Source organism: Mycobacterium venezuelense (genome assembly GCF_054919535.1).
Genome location: NZ_JBONDW010000024.1, coordinates 1 through 18706, shown reverse-complemented (window position 1 = coordinate 18706; position 18706 = coordinate 1). Strand labels below are relative to the sequence as shown.

The following is an 18706-nucleotide window of genomic DNA, read 5'->3' as shown; positions in this document are numbered from 1 at the left end:
CCCGCTGAGTGGCTCCCACCGTCACCGAGACCGACGCAATGGTCGATCCGCCGCCGAAGAACCAGCCAAAGCGTCGGCCTGGGTGCAAACAACGCAAACTAGCGCCGACGCGAACGCAGATAGTCCCCCACCACCGCGGCGCCAAGCCCGTCGAGGTCGGGCACCACAACGCGGCCTGCCACGCGCCGGGCCACCTGGTCGATGAACCTGGCGAGCCCTGGATCGGACCCGAGCCGGAAGATCGTCACCTGCGCGCCCAGTCGGGCCACATCGTCAAAACCACGCACGGTGTGCGCGATGGTCCGTGGGTGCGGTGGGTAATCGAAGAAAACCTCGGAACCGTCGTCGAAGCCCTCGAGATGCGCGGTCGGCTCGCCGTCGGTGACCACCAGCACGACCGGCTGTGCGTTGGGGTGACGACGCAGATGCCGTGAAGCGAGGGCCAGCGCATGGTGCAGATTCGTGCCCTGTTCGTAGACGCCCTCTAAGCCGGTCAGCTCGGCCGCGGTCACCGTGCGTGCATAACGGCCGAACGCGATGATCTCCAACGCATCTGAACGGAAGCGGGTCGAAACCAGATGGTTCAACGCCAGCGCGGTGCGTTTCATCGGCAGCCAACGATTCTCCATCACCATCGAGAACGACGTGTCGACGAGCAGCGCCACTGCCGACTGGGTGCGGGTCTCGGTTTCGGAGATCTCGACGTCTTCGACTGCGAACCGGATGGGCCGCTCCACCGTGCCTGTACCGGCTTGGCGCAGTACGGCATTGGTCACCGTGCGGGTGACGTTCCACGGCTCGGTGTCGCCGAACTGCCACGGCCGCGTGGCACCGGTCAGCTCGCCTGCCGCACCGGCACGTCGGGTGTCACGCTCGCCGTGCCGACCCGAAAGGCGTTGCGCCACATCCCGAAGCGCGGTCTGGCCGAGCTGCCGCATGGCCTTGGGCGATAGCCGCCATTGTCCGTCCGAGCCGCGGTCCAGGAAGCCCTGATTGACCAGGGCCCGCTCCAACTCCGCGAGCGTGCGGGCATCGACCGCGGCCTCGTCACCGAGCTGGCGGGCCAGCATGTCGAGATCGACGTCGTCCATGGTGGCCCCGGCGTAGCTCTGCGACAGCGCATCGGCCAACTGCTCCAACTCGGCGATGTCGGACAGTGCCTGGGCGCCCTGCCCCATGCCGAGCGGATCGTCACCGGAGAACCGTTGCGAGCCCGTCCAATCCTCACCGGGCCGCGCCGCCTGCAGGTGCGCATCGAGGCGGTTCAGCGCGTTCATCAACGACGGTGAGCCAAACGCCTGCTGCGCCAGTGCATCCAGCTCGGCCCGCTGCTGTTCGGACAGACTGTTGCGGAACCGCTGCGCGGCGGCGGCGCGCTTGGCCAGCGAGTCCAGCAACTCGTCGATATCGCGCGGGTTCTCCGGGAAGAACTCGCCGTGCTTGTCCATGAAGTTTTGAAAGTCCTGCTGGGTGTCCTCGCCGCGCGCGTGCTTGTCCAGCAGGTCGTTGAGATCGTCGAGCATGTCGTTGACACGCTGACGGTCCTCGTCGGTGGCGTTCTCCAGCGCCTCTTTCATGCCGGCGAAACGCTGATCGAGCATCTCGCGCCCGAGTAGATCCTTGATCTGCTCGTACTTCTCGCGAGCTTCTTGCGAACGCCAGTCGTACTCGGAGAGCTCCTGCACGGCCTTGGCCGGCGACGGCGACAGCGAGTCGAGTTGCAGTTCCCCGAACCGGGCATCGTCGTCCAACGCCCTGGCCAGCTCCTTGCGCTCGGCCAGCACCGCCTCGTCCAGCAGTTTCTTGATCTCCTGCAACGTGCCGTCGAGGTTGTTGCGCTGCAACAGTTCCCGCCGCCTGCGGTTGGCCTCGGCAGCCAACCGGTCCGCGCCACGCATATCGCGGGTGCCGCGGCGCATGAGCTCCGACAGCGCGCGCCGCGGCGAGCTGCCCTCCATCACGTTCTGCCCGATCTGCTCGAGGGCGTCGCGCAGATCGATCGGCGGCGCCAACGGGTCGGGGCCACCGGTGTACCTCGAATACCGCGAGGTATGCCCATGGCCCCGGCCAACGCCGCGGCCCGGATCAGCCATAGACGGTCTCGCCCTCCCCTGACACCTTGTCGATGCGTTTGGCCAGATACAGCGCTTCGAGCGCCAATTCGACCGCCGCTGCCCGCTGCCCGATGGAATTTGCCCCCAGCCGGGTCGCGATCGCGTCGACCGCGGGCAGGTCCGGCAGCGCGGCCAACACGTCCTTGGCCGAGACCCGCTCGCCCGTGGTCACCGGGGATCCTTCCTCGACCGCGGCCACGACCGGGCCGACGTCGATGCCGCCCAGCAGGCGCTGTGCGGTGTCGGCAGTCGCGCGTCGCAGCAGATGCTCCAGGACGGCCTGCTCACGACCCTCCTCGCCGGTCTCGAACTCCAACTTGCCGCGCAGGACGTCGATCACGGTGGCGAGATCGACCACGCGGGCCACCGGATCGTCCTCGCCGAGGATCGCCGAGCGGTGCCGGGCCGACGCCGCGACCGTCTCGGCCGCCGCGATCGCGAACCGGGCCGACACACCGGACCGCTGATCGATCGAGTTCGACTCACGCAGATTGCGCGCGAACCGCGCCAGGATCGCGAGAAGGTATTCGGGCACCTCGGCCGCCAGATGCGCCTCCTGACGGATGACGCCCACCTCGGCATCGATCTCCAGCGGGTAGTGCGTGCGGATCTCGGCGCCGAACCGGTCCTTGAGCGGCGTGATGATGCGCCCACGGTTGGTGTAGTCCTCGGGGTTGGCGCTCGCGACCACGAGCACGTCCAGCGGCAGCCGCAGCGTGTAGCCGCGCACCTGGATGTCGCGCTCCTCCATCACGTTGAGCATCGACACCTGGATGCGCTCGGCGAGGTCGGGCAGCTCGTTGACCGCCACGATGCCGCGATGCGCCCGCGGAATCAGCCCGTAGGCGATCGTTTCGGGGTCTCCGAGGCTGCGCCCCTCGGCGACCTTGATCGGGTCGATGTCGCCAACTAGATCGGCCACGCTCGTATCGGGCGTGGCCAGCTTCTCGGTGTAGCGCTCACTACGGTGGCGCCATTCGATCGGCAGATCCTCACCCGAGTCAGCGGCACGGCGGATCGACTCCGGCGTGATCGGGCTGTAGGGGTGCTCACCCAGCTCGGCCCCCGCGATCACCGGTGTCCACTCGTCGAGCAATCCCGTCAGCGCCCGCAACAACCGGGTCTTGCCCTGGCCGCGCTCACCGAGCAGCACCACATCGTGTCCGGCGATCAAGGCCCGCTCCAGCTGCGGGATCACCGTGTCGTCGAAACCGAGAATCCCGGGCCAGATGTCGCGACGGTCCGCGAGTGCTGCCAGCAGGTTCTCCCGGATTTCGGCCTTGACGCCCCGCTCGCGGTGACCAGAAGCACGCAGCTCACCGACGGTCCGAGGCAGATCCTTGGGTTGACTCACCACTCCAAGCTACGACTGTGCGCGCCAGTAGGCATGGCCACCTACCTGACTCGGGGTTCTCATACCCCCGCCAAAGTCGTGGCGAGCGCCGTGCGACCGGTAGTCTGCGGGCCATGCCGTTGGCTAGCGGTCAAGTCTTCGCGGGGTTCACCATCGTCCGGTTGGTGGGCACCGGTGGCATGGGCGAGGTGTATCTGGCAACGCATCCGCGGCTGCCACGTGAAGACGCTCTCAAAGTGCTGCCCACGAGTGTGAGCTCGGACAACGAGTTCCGGCAGCGGTTCATCCGAGAGGCCGACATGGCTGCCACGCTGTGGCATCCGCACATCGTCGGTGTCCATGACCGCGGCGAGTTCGAAGGCCGCCTGTGGATCTCGATGGATTACGTCGACGGTCACGACGCGGCACGGCTGCTGCACGATCAGTACCCGGCAGGCATGCCCGCCGAGGACGTGATCGACATCGTCACCGCGGTCGGTGACGCGCTCGACTACGCACATCAGCGCCAATTGCTGCACCGCGACGTCAAGCCGGCCAACATCCTCGTCACGAGCAAACAGGGTACGAAGCGGCGCATCATGCTGACCGACTTCGGGATCGCACGCCGCACCGACGATGTCAACGGGCTCACCTCCACCAACATCACGGTGGGCTCGATGTCCTACACCTCGCCCGAGCAGCTGATGGGCCAGCCGCTCGACGGCCGCGCCGATCAGTACTCGCTTGCCGCGACCGCCTACCGGCTGTTCACCGGGGCACCGCCGTTCTCGCACAGCAACCCGGCCGTGGTGATCAGCCACCATCTGAACTCGCCACCGCCCAAGCTCGCGGACACGAAACCCGAACTGGCCAAGTTCGATTCGGTGATGGCCAAGGCGCTCGCCAAAGACGCCAAGGACCGCTACGACACGTGTCACGACTTCGCGGTCGCACTCGCCGAAGCCGCCACCGGCACCGTCCCGGGAGTCGCGGCGGCACCGACCGCGGTTCCGTCCGCGCCGCCGACCATGCCGCTGAAGGCCCAACCGCTTCCGGTGCCGCTCTCGCCGTCGAACCCGCAGATGCACCCGGCGCAGACACCGTCGCAGCCGCCGGTGTTCCAATCCTCGTGGACCGGCACCGACGACCTGTCCGGCAAACAGCCGGTCGCCAGCAGGCCGGGCCCACCGCCGCCTCCGCCGACGAACTTCGGTCCGCCGCCGCTGCCCTACACGCCGCCGCCGCGCAAGTCCGGCGACAAGCGCAAGCTGATCCTGGCGGCCGCCGCGATCGGCGCGGTGGTGCTGCTCGTCGGCGGTATCACCCTGGCCGTGACGTCGGGCGGCGACGATTCGGCTGCCGCCGACCAGACCACGACATCGGTCGAGACGTCGGAGACCACCACCGAGACGACGGTGTCGACCACTCCGAAGCCGCCGGGCGGCCGCTCGTACACGATCGCTGACTACATCCGCGAGAACAAGATCACCGAAACCCCGATCCACCGCGGCGATCCCGGTGCTCCGGTGTTCACCATGCCCACCCCGCCCGGGTGGGTCGACGCCGGCCCGCGCACACCGGCCTGGGCGTATTCGGCGATCGTCAACGACGCGATCTCACCGACCGATCCCCCGTCGGTCATCTCGCTGATCTCCAAGCTCGCAGGCAACGCCGACGCGAACAAGCTGCTCGAGTTCGCACCCAACGAACTGCAGAACCTGGCCGAATACGAGCCGATCGGCGGCGTGACGCGCGGCAACCTCGGTGGGTTCCCCGCCGTGCAATTGGGCGGCACCTACTTCAAGGACGGCAAGCGCCGCGCGATAACGCAGAAGACCGTGGTGATCGAATCACCAACGGGCTTCTACGTGTTGCAGATCAACGCCGATTCGCTCTACCGCGATTTCCAGGCGTTGGTCGACGTCAACAAGGCCATCGACCAACAGGCCACCGTCACGCCCTGACGCTGGGCCCTCAACCCTTCGTCGGGGGCAGCATCTGGAAGCCCGACAGGATCGTCTCGGCGTCGCGCTGATAGGCCGGATTCCCCGGATCGGTGGTCTGCACGGTGACGGCCGCGACGTAGGTCATGTCACCGGTGTGTAAGACCGCGGCGGTCACCATCGCCGGATGCGGCGCGACCAGACCCATCGCGGGCATCTGGTAGTGAATCGTCTCGGCGGGCAACCCGCACAACGTGTGGCTCTCGACCTCGATGCCGGTGGCCCCGAGCCCGGATTCCAACGCGTCGCGCTGGCTTGAGAAAACGACCTCAGGGTCTTCGTTGCCCGGCCCGCTCTCCAGCGTCACCACCGCGGTCGGGGCGAACTCGGGGGTGCCGAGGGCGGGGTTGGCCATCGCGAACCGGATCAGCTCCGAGTCCATCATCGTGGTGCGTTCCCACCCGTCTGGCTGTGGGACTTTGAGCACCGGCTCGTCGGGGTTGCGTGACTCGATCGTCGCGAGCGTGGCGTCGACTTCTTCACAGTCCGGATTGTCGGTGGCGGCGGCCTCCAGCAGATCTGCGCCGGGGACCGCCTGCGCGTCTTCGACGACGCGCGTGCACGAAACCGTGAACAGGGTGAGCATCGCCAGGATGGCGGCAGTACGCGCGGTGGCCCTCATGGCTGCCGCCTTCCTTGCGACGAGTCGCATGCTAGTGCGCGAAATGCCTTGCGCCGGTGAGATACAGGGTGATACCGGCCTTCGCGGCCGCTTCGGTCACGGCGTCGTCGCGCATCGACCCGCCGGGATGCACGATGGCCTTCACGCCCGCCTCGGTGAGGACTTCAAGCCCGTCGGGGAACGGGAAGAACGCGTCGGAGGCCGCCACTGCGCCCGCCACCCGATCAGCCGCGCGCTGCACGGCGAGTCGCGCTGCATCGACGCGGTTCACCTGGCCCATGCCGACTCCCACGGTCGCGCCGTCTTTGGCAACGACGATCGCGTTCGATTTTACTGCGCGGCAGGCACGCCAGGCGAAGGCCAGATCGGACAGCGTCCGCTCGTCGGCGGGCTGCCCGGTCGCGAGTGTCCAGTTGTTCGGATCGTCGCCTTCGGCGTCGAGCGCGTCGCGCTCCTGCAGCAGCACACCGCCGCTGATCTGGCGAAACTCGGTGCCGCCCACGAGCGGCTGGGACGCGACGAGGATGCGGATGTTCTTCTTGCGGGAGAGCACTTCCACCGCACCTGGTTCGTAGGCGGGCGCGATGATCACTTCGGTGAAGATGTCGGCGATGGTCTCGGCCATCTCGACACTGACTTCGGTGTTCGAGGCGATCACGCCGCCGAACGCACTCAGCGGATCACATTCGTGCGCCTTGCGATGCGCATCGGCCACCGACACCGAAGAGATCGCGATACCGCAGGGGTTGGCGTGTTTGATGATCGCCACGCAGATCTGCTCGTGGTCGAACGCCGCCCGCCACGCCGCATCGGCATCCGTGTAGTTGTTGTAGGACATCTCTTTTCCGTGCAGCTGCTCGGCCTGCGCGAGACCCGGCCATGCCGAATCATCGCGGTACACGGCCGCCTGCTGGTGCGGGTTCTCGCCGTAGCGAAGCACCGCACTGCGGTGCCACGTGCCGCCGAACCACTGTGGCAGCTTCTGGGCGGGCTCTTCAGGTGCCAGCGTGGAACCCATCCAGGTCGCCACGGCAACGTCGTACTCCGCGGTGTGACGGAAAGCCAACGAAGCCAAAATCTTTCGCTCCGCGAGGGTGAAGCCGCCGGCCCGTACGGCGGCGAGCACACCGTCATAGCCGATCGGGTCGACGACCACCGCCACGCTGGGATGGTTCTTGGCCGCCGCGCGCACCATGGACGGTCCGCCGATGTCGATCTGCTCGACGCATTCGTCGACCGATGCCCCGGATTCGACGGTCTCGCTGAACGGATAGAGGTTCACCACAACGAGTTCGAACGCCTCGACGTCGAGTTCCTTGAGGGCCGCGACATGTTCGGGCTTGCGAGTATCGGCGAGCAAACCGGCGTGCACGCGCGGGTGCAACGTCTTCACGCGGCCATCGAGCACCTCGGGGAAACCCGTGACGTCCTCGACCGGGGTCACCGGGACACCGGTGCCGGCAATGGTTTTCGCCGTCGATCCGGTGGAGACGATCGTGACGCCCGCCTCGTGCAAACCTTGCGCCAGATCCGCGAGGCCGGTTTTGTCGTACACACTGATCAGCGCCCGCCGGATCGGTTTCTTGTCGCTCATCGCTGTCTCCTCAGCATCCGAAGGTCGCCTTTCGTCCAGTCCAGGTCACGCCGCGGGTCGCCAGCGCGGCCAGCACGTCCACCAGTAGCCGTCGTTCGACGACCTTGATGCGTTCGTGCAAAGTCTCTTCGGTGTCGTCGTCGGCCACTTCGACGGCCTGCTGCGCCAGAATCGGGCCGGTGTCCATACCGGCGTCCACCAGGTGCACGGTGCAGCCCGTCACCCGCACGCCGTAGGCCAGCGCCTCCGGCACGGCATGCGCGCCGGGGAACGAAGGCAGCAGGGCGGGATGGGTGTTGACCACCCGGCCCGGGAAGGCGCTCAGGAACTGCGGGCCAAGTATTTTCATGAAGCCGGCCGAAACCACCAGGTCCGGTTGATGTTCGGCGGTCGCGGCGGTGACCGCACTGTCCCATGCGGCCCGGTCGGCATGGTCGCCCAGACGCACGGTGTAGGACGGCACGCCGGCGTCGGCCGCGATGTCGAGCGCCGCGCACTTGCGGTCGGTGCCGACGGCGACGACCCGCCCGGGATAGTCGTAGACGGCCGCGGCCAGTAGCGACGCGAGCAACGATCCGGTGCCCGAAGCCAGCACTACCAGCCGTGCCGGTGCACTGGGGGGCACACGTAGCGGTTGCTGCACGCGCAGCAGCCTAGTCGGCCTTGTCGCGAGGCTTATCGCCGGACACGTCCTCGTCGGCGATGTCGTCGACGATGAAGTGTTCCTCGGGGTCGTCATGGAGATCGACGACCGGCTCCGGGGTGTGCGGACTGGTGTCCTCCGAGTGCCACGAGACGATGGGTTCGTCGGGCTCCTCGACGTCGACGGGGACCTCCTCGACGTCGACGTAGTCACCATCGTCGGTGTCTGGCACGGGCTCGGTTTCGGGCCCCGGGTCCGGTTCTGGCTCGGGTTCGGGCGCGGGAGCCGGCGCAACCGGGGCCACCGGCCTGCGGCGCCGCGCAAACCCACCGGCCATCGCCACCGTCAACCCGCCGATCCCGACGAACCACAGGAACACCGCGGGCGCGAATGTGGCTTGATCCACCCCCACCTCGCCGAAATTGCCGAGACGACCGCCGCCGGCGTAGCCGAGCAGCGCCATCGTCGCAGCCGCGACCGCCGCGGCGACGACCAATTTGGCCAGCGCGGGCAACACCGGGAGCGGCCGCCGGGCGCACTGTTGGCCGACTGCGACCGCCGAGGCCGCGCCGACGATCAGCAGCGCCACCCAAACCGGGCCGAGCGGCGGTGCGGGGACCGCGGCCAGCACGGGCACGGCCGGGATGTCGCCGCCGAACACCGTGAACGAGCTGAAGGTGGCCAAGCCCACGTGAGCACTGGACCCGACCGCGATGGCCGAGGTGCCGACGATCACGTTCGGTATGTAGAGGATCGACAGCACGGTCAGGCTGAACTGCCCGAACACGGTGTCGGTGATGGCATACAGGTCGTGCATCGTGCCCCAGTGCACAACCAGCGACGCGGCCGTCACCACCCCGGACAGCCCGAACAGCGCGAGCACACCCGCGGCGGCGGCGCGAAACGCGTCGGGCAGCCAGGTGGGCAGCGGCGACGCGGCCAGGGTTCGACGCCCGATCTTCGAGGCCACCCCGATCACCGCGCCGATCGCGTGCACGGCCAACACACCGCAGAACGCCCGCAGCGCGTTGGGGGTTTGCAGTTCGGTGATCACCGAGGCCGCGTCGTGGATCACCGCCAGCAAGATGGCCGCGATCAACAGCGGCCCGCCGAGGGCCGAGGCCACGACCCACCGGGTCACGAACCACGATGAGTTCGGCGCGGTGGCCGCCGCGGTGGTGCGTGCGGTGCCCCAGACCATCGCCAGCACCGGCAGCAGCGGCATGACGCCGAGTTCGCGGCCGCCGATCGATACCGGAACCTGGTGCACGCCCAACCACATGCTGGCGATCGCGCCTGCCGCGCCCGTCATGTCGCTGTTGGCAATGAGCAACTGCAACAGCACGACCGCGGCGATGACGAGCAGCGCCACAACGGATGGCCCGAACGCGACCCGAAGCAGCTCACGCGCCTGGCGTGCGCCGACTGGTCCGTTCTCCACTAGCTGGGCCGCTCCTCGCATGTGATCGCGCGTGCGCAGGTCACGCACGCGCGGATCAGCTTACGACGACGACTGGCCAGATTGCTGCGAGGACGGCTGCTGTGCCTGCGGCTGCGCCGGAACCTGAGTGGTGGGCGCCGACGAGCCGGACTGCTGCGGCTGGCCGTAGGTCGGGAAGCCGGTGGGCGGGGTCGGCGGGCCGCTCTGCTGACCACCCTGAGGCGCGCCCTGGGGGCTCTGCGACGGGAAACCGCTGCTGCCGGGGTAGCTGCCGTACTGCGACGGGTAACCCGGGCGCTGCGGAGCCGACTGCTGGTAAGGCTGGCCACCGGGCTGCGGCTGGCTGTGCTGACCGTAGTACTGCGAGGGGCCGCCGTACTGGCCGTACTGCGGCTGCTGCTCGTAGGCGGGCTTGGGCGCCGGAGGCGTGAGCACGCCCGAGTCGAACAGGAGTGCCGCGATCGCCGAGCCGGCCTGGATCAGCGTGAGCACGAGAACCGTGTACAGCGCCCAGCCCGCTTCTCCCCCGGTCGCGACCAGGTCGGAGATCGCGAGCAGCAGGGCGACGGTGGCGAGCACGCTGACGACGGCCACGTAGTTCTTCTGCTTGGGCAGCAGGCTGACACCGGCCAACAAACCGGCCAGCAGCGACAGCAGGACCGGCAGGGCGCCGAGCCCGGCCGCGGCTTCCAGCGCGAAGCTGACCAGGTAGGTGATCAGGCCCGCGGCGGCGACGACCGCCAGCAGGATTTCCGGCAGCTTGCTTTCACCGGGCGCTACGTCCGTCTTCGCGAACTGCTGTGTTGCGCCGTATTGAGAGCCCGACTGCGGTGCGGGTGGGTATCCGGGGCTACTAGGCGGGTAGGTCATGACCTCTCCTGTGCTGATCGAGCGTCGCGTCGTGCATTCCACGCAGGCATGGATGCGGACCTGGTACGGACCACGTGAGCGATTCGAGCTTCCACGCTAGCGCACCCACATGGGTGCAGGGCACACGCTCTGTATGTCAGACAGGTCTCAAGCAGGTACCAGTACGGGAGCGTCGATTGAATCCTGTTCGGCCGCCTCGATTTCGCGTACCAACGGCAGAACCTTCGCCCCGAAATACTCGATCTCCTCCTGGAAATGCAGGAAGCCGCCGAGGATCAGGTCCACGCCGCGTTTGCGGTACGCCGCAATACGTTCCGCGATCTGTTCGGGGGTGCCGATTAGCTGTGTGCGGAACCCGTCGTTGTACTGCACCAGATCCTCGTAGCTGGAATCGGCCCACATACCCTTCTTGTCCGCGGTGGAATTGCCGGCCTGTTGCACTGCCGAACGGAAGCCCTCGACGGCAGGCTTGTTGGCCTTGGCAATGATCTCTCGCAAGGTCTCCTTCGCCTCAGCCTCGGAATCACGCGCGATGATGAATCCGTTGAGCCCGAACTTCACTTCCCGGTTCGCGGCGCGGGCATGCTCGCGCACCTCGACCACCTGCTCGGTGAGACCGTCGAAATCCTTGCCATTGGAGAAGTACCAGTCGGCGTAATAGCCGCCGTTGCGTCGCGCGGCGGTGGAATTGCCGCCCTGGAACAGTTCCGGGTTGGGCCGCTCCGGTGTGTTGAGCGGTTTCGGCTTGAGGGTGAAGTCGTGAATGCGATAGAAATCACCGCGGAAATCCACGTCGTCCTCGGTCCAGATCTTGCGCAGCACCTGGAGGAATTCAGCGCTGCGACGGTACCGCTCGTCGTGTTCGAGCCATGGCTCGCCGAGATGGGTGAATTCGTCCTTGAACCAGCCGCTGACGACATTCACCGCGAACCGGCCGCCCGACAGGTGGTCGGCCGTCGCGCCGAGTTTGGCCAGCACGGCCGGTTGCCACAGGCCCGGGTGGACGGCGGCGATGACCTTGAGTTTCTGCGTCGCCAGCAGCAAGGCCAGTGAGAAGCTCGTGGATTCGTGCTGGTATTCGGCGCCATAGCTGGCCTCGTAGCGCACCTGGGACAGCGCGTACTCGAAGCCGTTGTTCTCCGCCGTCTGGGCGAGCTTGGCGTTGTACGCGTAGTTCCAGTCGGTGCGCTGCTCGACGTCGCTTGTGACCAGGCCGCCGCTGACATTGGGCACCCAGTAGGCGAACTTGACGTGGTCGGCGATGCGTTCGGTCGTCATATGCGAGATCCCAGCAAACGTGGCTCCGCTCGTCGCGGGTATCGCTCGCGCTGAACTTTTCTCCGCCTTCGGAGCGCCACGAGACGCTGCGTCTTGCTACCCAGACTGAAACACGTTCTAATTCTGGTCATGGATTACGGGCTCGTTCTTTTCACCAGCGACCGCGGCATCACCCCGGCTTCGGCGGCGAAGCTGGCCGATCACCATGGTTTCACCACCTTCTACGTGCCCGAACACACCCACATCCCGATCAAACGCGAGGCCGCGCACCCCACGACCGGTGACGAGTCCCTGCCCGATGACCGCTATATGCGGACGCTGGATCCGTGGGTGTCGCTCGGCACGGCGTGTGCCGTGACGTCGCGCGTGCGGTTGTCGACGGCCGTCGCGCTGCCCGTCGAGCACGATCCGATCACGCTGGCCAAGTCGATCGCGACGCTGGACCACCTGTCCGGCGGCCGAGTCAGTCTCGGCGTCGGATTCGGTTGGAACACCGATGAACTCGCCGACCACAAGGTGCCGCCCGGCCGCCGCCGCACCATGCTGCGCGAATACCTGGAAGCGATGCGGGCGCTATGGACCGAGGAAGAGGCTTCCTACGACGGCGAATTCGTGAACTTCGGGCCGTCGTGGGCGTGGCCCAAGCCGGTCCAGTCGCATATCCCCGTGTTGGTCGGCGCGGCCGGCACCGAGAAGAACTTCAAGTGGATCTCCCGCTCGGCCGACGGATGGATCACCACGCCGCGCGACTTCGACATCGATGAACCGGTGAAGCTGCTGCAGGACACGTGGGCGGCGGCCGGGCGCGACGGTGCGCCGCAGATCGTGGCGCTGGACTTCAAGCCGGACGCCGACAAGCTGGCCCACTGGCGCGAGCTCGGCGTGACCGAGGTGCTCTTCGGCCTGCCCGACAAGTCGGAGTCCGAGGTCGCCGCCTACGTCGAGCGGTTGGCGGGCAAGCTGGCTGCGCTGGTGTAGTCAGTCGCCGATGCGATCCAGGATCCCCTCGGCGATCGCGACGACAGCGCCGGCCGGCTTGGCGTCTTGAAGCTGCACTTCCACCAGAACGTTTCCGCGGGCCGCCACCGCTCTGTCGAGATACAGCTGTTCGCCGTTCATCGCGTTCTGCAGTGTGGTCATGCCGTCGTGGTTCGACTCCGGGGTGCCCAGCGTCCACGACTCGCGTGCGTCCGGACCGGTGTAGGTGAACGTCTTGTCGGCGCAGCGTTTCCACAGTTCGACGTATTCGCCCAACGCGGCTTGCGCGGCATTGGCACTTTCGAACGTCGCCACCGATTGGTCGACGGCGGGCAAGCCCTTCTTGTTACTCGGGCCCGTCCTGGTCTGGAATATCGCCTCGTAGCCGTTCTCGTCGTAGACGACGGACATGCCGCTGTACATCGCGCCGAGGCAGTCCAGCGGGTCGTAACTGTCGGGATCGTCGGCCGTGTCCGGATTCATCCACGACGCGACCGTCACCATGCCCGGCAACTTCACGATGTCCGAGATTTCGTCGGGGCTGAGCAGGAGGCCTTCGAGGTCGGAATCGTCGACGGTGGGGCCTTCGGCCTGCACTGCCGCCGCCTGACCGTCGACCGTTCGCGGTTGCATCCCCCAAAACACCAGGGCCACAATGGCAATCAACGCTATCGCCGCGGCGGCGGCCAGCCCGACGGTACGTCCGGCGCCTGACTTCTTGGGCGGTTTCGGCACCGGGTACCAGGGCTGGGTCATGGGGTCAGCCTACGGACCATCGGGTGTGTCACGGGTCAACACATGCTTTCTGGAGGTCAACCCTCACCCACGTCAGGACAGGTTCGGCCATACCGTGTGACGCACTGTGCCGAACGTGCAGGCTTTTGTGCCCGCGAGCTCGTCGATGCCACAACAAGCTGCACGCTCGCCACAGCAACTCAAGAGAGCGACGCGCGGTTGCCCTTGTCGCCCGAGCGCACCACGATCGCCGCACCGAGCGGATCACCGTCGGACAGCAGCCCGACAAGATCTTCGTCTTTGGTCATCGCCAGGAACCGGCTGCCGTCGGAGTCCAAGCGGCCGATGATGATCCCCGTGCGCACCGCCCAGTCGTATCGCACCGTGTAGGTCTCAATCGTCGCTGCACCGTCGGCGTTTTCGGTGATGGCGACCTTCGGCAGAGCGGCGACCTTCTGTTGCAGCTCGGCGCTGTTGTCGGGTGCCCAGTCAGCGGGTTCGGTCGAATAGATCCCCACCGAGTACTTGCTCGCGATACCGCCGTTGGCGCCGACCAACGCGAATTGCCCTGATTTGTCGCGCATTTCGTTGACAGCTTCGGCGATGCCATGCATCGAGTAGTTGTTGCCCGGGCCGCCGAAGAACGGTAGTCCGCCGGTCAGCGTCAGCCCACGCGGGTCGTCGGTCGCCAGACCGGTTCCGTCGCAGATGTTGAACACCGGGAACGGGAAGCAGCTGTAGAGATCGAAGGCCGCGACGTCATCTAGCCCGATACCGGCGACCCGCAACGCCTCGTTCACCGCCGTCACCGCCACGGCGCTCGCACCGATGTCCGCGCGCTCCAGCAGCTTCTGTTCCTTCATGTCGGCGTGCCCGCGCAGGTACACCCACTTCTCCTCGGGCACCCCGAGCCGGTTCGCGGTCGCGACCGACATCAGCAGCGCGGCGGCGCCCTGGTTGACCTGATCGCGGGCAACCATCAGGCGCGGATACGGATCGCAGATCATGCGGTTGCTGTCGGTGACGGTGGCCAGTTCCTCGACCGAACGGTCCACCGGCGCCGACGAAAACGGGTTCTTGGATGCGACTTTCGAGAACGGCGCGAACAGCTCGGCCATCGCCTGCCGGTAGTCGGCGACCGAGAGCCCCAAGCGGGCCCGGCGGGCGTTTTCCAGCAAGCCGTACTGCACGGGCGCACCGATCAACCCGTGCTTGACCGTGTACTCGTCGAAGATGCCGTCGTAGCCGAAACCGCGGTCTTCCAGTTGACCATCGATCGTCTCGGTGAAGTCCGGCTTGTCGTCCCGCTTGGCGAAATATCGTTCCGTCGATACGGCGTCGGATCCGAACAGCAACACGACGTCGGAGTTTCCGGCCGCAATCGATGCCGCGAACTCGGTCACCAGGTGCTGGGGGCCCTGGCCACCGATCACTTCGAGGATCGCCCGGGCCGGATCGGCGCCGATGCGGCGGGCCACCGAACGCGGGTAGTTGTTGGAGGCACCGAATGGCGGCGGGGTCGGCCCGGAGATCTCGAACTGTCGTACTCCGGCGACGGTATCGATGGCGCGCGCGACGGCGTCGACGTCGGCGCCACAGTCATGGAGAGCCGCCCTGGCCCCCTCTGCGGCCAGTTCCACGGACGACATGCCGCGGTATCCCGGGTCATCGATGCGCTCGGTGAACTGCCCGACGCCGACGATGACGGGTGTGCGGGGATCGACCATGACAAACCTCCTGACACGTGTTAATTCGCCAGGCTAACGGATGGGTCACCCTCGGGCGAATTCGGTGCACATCGACGCTTATCAGCGGCATTACGGTTGATGTGTGAATCGGCGGATGCGCCCGGCAGCGGTGGCGCTCACCGCTGCCCTGCTCTGCGCCTGTGCGCCAACGGTCCCCGGTGAGGCTGTTCCGGAGCCGCCGCCCCATCCCGCGCCCCCGCCCGGCGTCTTTCCCGACTTCGATCTACTCACGCCGGCCGATACCGCGTCGTACACGAGCACCAATTGGCACCACGACACCATCGTCAGGTTCAAGGGGCCTGGTGACGTGTCGTGCCTTTCCTCTGTTTACGGCCAGACGACCGGAGCCGACGGCTTGGGCATGATCGAGTGCAGCGGCCGAAGCATGCCGGGATTTCCCGACAACGCCTCCGGACAGGACATTCGCCGGGACGCGTCGTCGTGGGAAACGATCGTGCAATCCGTCCATCAGGTTTCCAGCGCCGGCTTCGTTTTCACCTATGCGCACGGCGGGGATGCCGCCGAGACGGGTGACGTTCGAGAACTGCCCGCAGGCCACAAACTGGTCGTCAACAACTCGGGCTGCGGCGTCGGCGACGACTTCATCGCGTGCTTCACCGCCTACGACGATGGCTTCGTCATCTCACCGAAGGGCAGTTGGGCGTTTTAAGGCTCCTTGACGAGGTTGTCACTTAGTGACACTCTGGACTTGTCACTAAGTGACAGGACCGGAGGTGAGGGCGATCAGCGACAAGCAGGCGCAAGCGCGGCTCGCCGTGTCCCGGCATGCCTGCGCCTTGTTCTGGGAACGCGGTGTGGCAGGCACGAGTGGTGACGACATCGCCGCTGCCGCAGGGCTTTCCACCCGCACCATCTGGCGCTACTTCCGGACGAAGGAAAGTTGTGTCGAACCTCTGCTGGCCAAGTCGGCCGGCCGATTCCTGGCATCGGCGCGTCGGTGGCCGCACGAGCTGTCCCTCTCGGAACACCTTGCGGCAGACAGCATCGAGCACCCGCTCACCCCGCAGGACATCGAGGATGAGCTCAGCGCGATACGGCTCGCGACGATGACGTCTTCCGAACCCGCTTTGCGCACCGCGTATCTGATGGTGCACGACCGGATGGAGCAGGGGCTCATCCCGGTGATCGCCGACCGACTGGGTCTCCCGGAAGACGATCTCACGGTGCGCCTGTGCGCCGCAGCGGTTACGGGAGCGTTCCGCGTCGTCGACGAGGACGTCAGCAAGGCGATCATCGTCGACGGTAAGAAAGTGAGCCAATCCGAGGCACTTTCGCTCATGGACAGGGCCATCCGCGAGGCCACCAACGGTCGATTGGGCGGTCCGGTCAAACCCCGATAGCACAACTGAATACGCACACTACGAGCCTCCCGGTGGGAGGCCCGGCGAACGAGCTTGCCTCCACACAAGAAAGGACCGCCATGGCCCTCCCAGAACTCATCACCGTCGAGGACTTCTTCAGCCCGCCCGAACGCGCGGCCGCGACGATCTCGCCGGACGGCACCAGAATCGCCTACCTGGCGCCGTGGCGCAACCGCCTCAACGTCTGGGTGCAAGACACCGAATCAGACGCGACCGCGCAGTGCGTGACCGCCGACGAGACGCGCAGCGTCTACATCTACCGGTGGACGCTCGATTCGCGGTGGCTGATCTACATGCAGGACAACGGCGGTGACGAGAACTGGCATGTCTACCGCGTCGACCCCGACAATCCGGATGCGTCGGCCGTCGATCTCACGCCGTTCCCCGGCGCGAGAGCACAATTCGACCTTCTCAAAGGGCGCCCCGGAAAAGCCGTCGTTCAGATCAACAACCGCAATCCCGAACTGTTCGACGCCTACGAACTCGACATCGCCACCGGCGAACTCACGCTGCTCGCGGAGAATCCCGGCAGCGTCGTCCAGTGGATCAGCGGGCCAAGCGGTGACCTCTTCACGAACACTCTGACAGCGGACGGCGACGTCGAGATCTCGCAGTGGGACTCAGCTACACGAACATTGCGCACCATCAAGGTCTACGACGGCAGCGACTACCCCCTTGGCATCAATCCCGTCACCATCACGCCCGACGGCACCGGCATCTGGGTCGGCTCCAATGAGGGCAGCGACCTCACCAGGTTGACGCGGCTCGACGTGGCCACCGGCGAGGAAACCGAGGTGGACAGCCACCCGACTCTCGACCTGGCCTGGACACTCGGCCTTCCGGTCGCACCACTGATCCTGCGCCGACGCACCGGTGATCTGATCGGCGTCCGCTATTACGGGGAACGACAGGTGATCCATGCGCTCGATCCGAATTTCGCTGCGGTACTGGAGAATTTGACGAAGCTCTCGGACGGGGACCTCACCGGCATGTCCTGCGACGACACCGAACAACGCTGGGTCGTCAGCTTCAACCACGATCGCGAACCCGGCGCCACCTATTTCTACGACCACTCCACGGGTGAGAGCCGACTGCTGTTCCGGCCATACCCGAAGCTGGATCGCGAGAAGCTGGCACCGATGACACCGGTGACCGTCACCGCACGCGACGGCTTGAAACTGCATTCGTATCTGACGCTGCCCGTTGGCGTCGATCCAGTCGACTTGCCGATGGTACTTCTGGTCCACGGCGGGCCATGGGCACGCGACAGCTGGAGCTTTCAGCCCGATGTCCAGATGCTGGCCAATCGCGGATATGCGGTGCTGCAAGTCAACTTTCGCGGGTCGACCGGCTACGGCAAGGCATTCACCAAGGCCGCCATCGGGGAGTTCGCCGGCAAGATGCACGACGATCTGATCGACGCCGTCGATTGGGCCGTCAAGCAGGGCTACGCCGACCGCGATCGCGTCGCGATCTTCGGCGGCTCCTACGGCGGCTACTCCGCGCTCGTCGGTGTCACCTTTACTCCCGACGTCTTCGCAGCGGCCATCGACTACGTCGGCATCTCGAGCCTGGCCAACTTCATGCGTACGCTGCCGAACGTGGCTCGGCCGTTCCTGGCCACCAACTGGCATCTGTACGTCGGCGATCCGTCAGACCCCGAGCAGGAAGCCGACATGCTGGCCCGCTCCCCCATCACGCGCGTGGATCGGATCCGCACGCCGCTGCTCGTGGTGCAGGGCGCCAACGATTCCCGCGTCGTACAAGCCGAATCGGACAACATGGTTGACGCACTGCGGAAGCGCGGCGTCGAGGTCGAGTACATGGTCAAGGAGGACGAGGGTCACGGATTCCTCAACCCGGACAACAACATCGACATGTACCACGCGGTCGAGCGGTTCCTCGCCGAGCATCTGGGCGGGCGGATGTAACTGCCGAACAGACGCAAAAGCCCCCGACACGCCG

General features: G+C 66.4%; 15 protein-coding genes. 5 read left to right on the top strand and 10 right to left on the bottom strand.

The features are described 5' to 3' along the window. Positions 1-98: 98 nt before the first annotated feature. The gene (locus ACRCUN_RS29440; protein WP_462145159.1) at positions 99-2093 is read right to left on the bottom strand and encodes a VWA domain-containing protein; all 1995 of its coding nucleotides are present in this window, start codon (positions 2091-2093) and stop codon (positions 99-101) included. Next, positions 2086-3468: a sigma 54-interacting transcriptional regulator gene (locus ACRCUN_RS29435; protein WP_462145158.1), complete on the bottom strand. Its 1383-nt coding sequence runs from the start codon at positions 3466-3468 to the stop codon at positions 2086-2088. Before ACRCUN_RS29435 ends, ACRCUN_RS29440 begins: the two co-directional genes overlap by 8 nt. Before the next feature lie 113 nt (positions 3469-3581). Between ACRCUN_RS29435 and lpqN the strand changes: the two genes are divergently transcribed. After that, positions 3582-5411 (top strand): envelope biogenesis lipoprotein LpqN, encoded by a 1830-nt coding sequence (gene lpqN, locus ACRCUN_RS29430; protein ID WP_462145157.1) that lies wholly within the window; start codon positions 3582-3584, stop codon positions 5409-5411. 10 nt (positions 5412-5421) lie between these two features. Here lpqN and ACRCUN_RS29425 read toward each other — a convergent pair whose 3' ends face one another. The 6 genes from ACRCUN_RS29425 to sfnG form a co-directional block, all read right to left on the bottom strand. Further along, positions 5422-6072: an LpqN/LpqT family lipoprotein gene (locus ACRCUN_RS29425; RefSeq protein ID WP_462145156.1), complete on the bottom strand. Its 651-nt coding sequence runs from the start codon at positions 6070-6072 to the stop codon at positions 5422-5424. A 31-nt stretch (positions 6073-6103) separates the two neighbouring features. Beyond that, positions 6104-7666 (bottom strand): bifunctional phosphoribosylaminoimidazolecarboxamide formyltransferase/IMP cyclohydrolase, encoded by a 1563-nt coding sequence (gene purH, locus ACRCUN_RS29420; protein WP_462145155.1) that lies wholly within the window; start codon positions 7664-7666, stop codon positions 6104-6106. A 10-nt stretch (positions 7667-7676) separates the two neighbouring features. Further along, positions 7677-8309 carry a phosphoribosylglycinamide formyltransferase gene (gene purN / locus ACRCUN_RS29415; RefSeq protein WP_462145154.1) on the bottom strand — a complete coding sequence of 211 codons (633 nt, stop codon included), beginning with the start codon at positions 8307-8309 and terminating at the stop codon, positions 7677-7679. 10 nt (positions 8310-8319) lie between these two features. Next, positions 8320-9750 (bottom strand): cell division protein PerM, encoded by a 1431-nt coding sequence (locus ACRCUN_RS29410; RefSeq protein WP_462145153.1) that lies wholly within the window; start codon positions 9748-9750, stop codon positions 8320-8322. A 60-nt stretch (positions 9751-9810) separates the two neighbouring features. After that, a complete protein-coding gene (locus ACRCUN_RS29405; protein WP_462145152.1) occupies positions 9811-10620 on the bottom strand; it encodes a DUF5336 domain-containing protein in 810 nt (269 codons plus the stop codon). A gap of 147 nt (positions 10621-10767) precedes the next feature. Next, positions 10768-11898, bottom strand: coding sequence for a dimethylsulfone monooxygenase SfnG (sfnG, locus tag ACRCUN_RS29400; RefSeq protein WP_462145151.1), 1131 nt, complete (start codon positions 11896-11898; stop codon positions 10768-10770). 129 nt (positions 11899-12027) lie between these two features. Between sfnG and ACRCUN_RS29395 the strand changes: the two genes are divergently transcribed. Beyond that, positions 12028-12876: an LLM class F420-dependent oxidoreductase gene (locus ACRCUN_RS29395; protein WP_462145150.1), complete on the top strand. Its 849-nt coding sequence runs from the start codon at positions 12028-12030 to the stop codon at positions 12874-12876. Here ACRCUN_RS29395 and ACRCUN_RS29390 read toward each other — a convergent pair whose 3' ends face one another. Further along, positions 12877-13632 carry a sensor domain-containing protein gene (locus ACRCUN_RS29390; protein ID WP_462145149.1) on the bottom strand — a complete coding sequence of 252 codons (756 nt, stop codon included), beginning with the start codon at positions 13630-13632 and terminating at the stop codon, positions 12877-12879. Between the two features lie 179 nt (positions 13633-13811). After that, a complete protein-coding gene (locus ACRCUN_RS29385; RefSeq protein WP_462145148.1) occupies positions 13812-15338 on the bottom strand; it encodes an acetyl-CoA acetyltransferase in 1527 nt (508 codons plus the stop codon). Positions 15339-15441: 103 nt separating this feature from the next. Between ACRCUN_RS29385 and ACRCUN_RS29380 the strand changes: the two genes are divergently transcribed. The 3 genes from ACRCUN_RS29380 (at position 15442) to ACRCUN_RS29370 (ending at position 18672) form a co-directional block, all read left to right on the top strand. Continuing rightward, positions 15442-16029, top strand: a complete 588-nt coding sequence (locus ACRCUN_RS29380; RefSeq protein WP_462145147.1) for a hypothetical protein — start codon at positions 15442-15444, stop codon at positions 16027-16029. 73 nt (positions 16030-16102) lie between these two features. Continuing rightward, positions 16103-16720, top strand: a complete 618-nt coding sequence (locus ACRCUN_RS29375; protein WP_462145220.1) for a TetR/AcrR family transcriptional regulator — start codon at positions 16103-16105, stop codon at positions 16718-16720. Positions 16721-16800: 80 nt separating this feature from the next. Beyond that, entirely contained in the window at positions 16801-18672 is a 1872-nt protein-coding gene (locus tag ACRCUN_RS29370) for a S9 family peptidase (protein WP_462145146.1), read from the top strand. The last annotated feature ends 34 nt before the right edge of the window (positions 18673-18706 follow it).

Excerpts from the sequence above, each read along its gene's own strand:
- ACRCUN_RS29440 (WP_462145159.1), bottom strand. The coding sequence starts at position 2,093 with ATGGCTGATCCGGGCCGCGGCGTTGGCCGGGGCCATGGGCATACCTCG.
- lpqN (WP_462145157.1), top strand. The coding sequence starts at position 3,582 with ATGCCGTTGGCTAGCGGTCAAGTCTTCGCGGGGTTCACCATCGTCCGG.
- ACRCUN_RS29425 (WP_462145156.1), bottom strand. The coding sequence starts at position 6,072 with ATGAGGGCCACCGCGCGTACTGCCGCCATCCTGGCGATGCTCACCCTG.
- purH (WP_462145155.1), bottom strand. The coding sequence starts at position 7,666 with ATGAGCGACAAGAAACCGATCCGGCGGGCGCTGATCAGTGTGTACGAC.
- ACRCUN_RS29405 (WP_462145152.1), bottom strand. The coding sequence starts at position 10,620 with ATGACCTACCCGCCTAGTAGCCCCGGATACCCACCCGCACCGCAGTCG.
- sfnG (WP_462145151.1), bottom strand. The coding sequence starts at position 11,898 with ATGACGACCGAACGCATCGCCGACCACGTCAAGTTCGCCTACTGGGTG.
- ACRCUN_RS29395 (WP_462145150.1), top strand. The coding sequence starts at position 12,028 with ATGGATTACGGGCTCGTTCTTTTCACCAGCGACCGCGGCATCACCCCG.
- ACRCUN_RS29390 (WP_462145149.1), bottom strand. The coding sequence starts at position 13,632 with ATGACCCAGCCCTGGTACCCGGTGCCGAAACCGCCCAAGAAGTCAGGC.
- ACRCUN_RS29385 (WP_462145148.1), bottom strand. The coding sequence starts at position 15,338 with ATGGTCGATCCCCGCACACCCGTCATCGTCGGCGTCGGGCAGTTCACC.
- ACRCUN_RS29370 (WP_462145146.1), top strand. The coding sequence starts at position 16,801 with ATGGCCCTCCCAGAACTCATCACCGTCGAGGACTTCTTCAGCCCGCCC.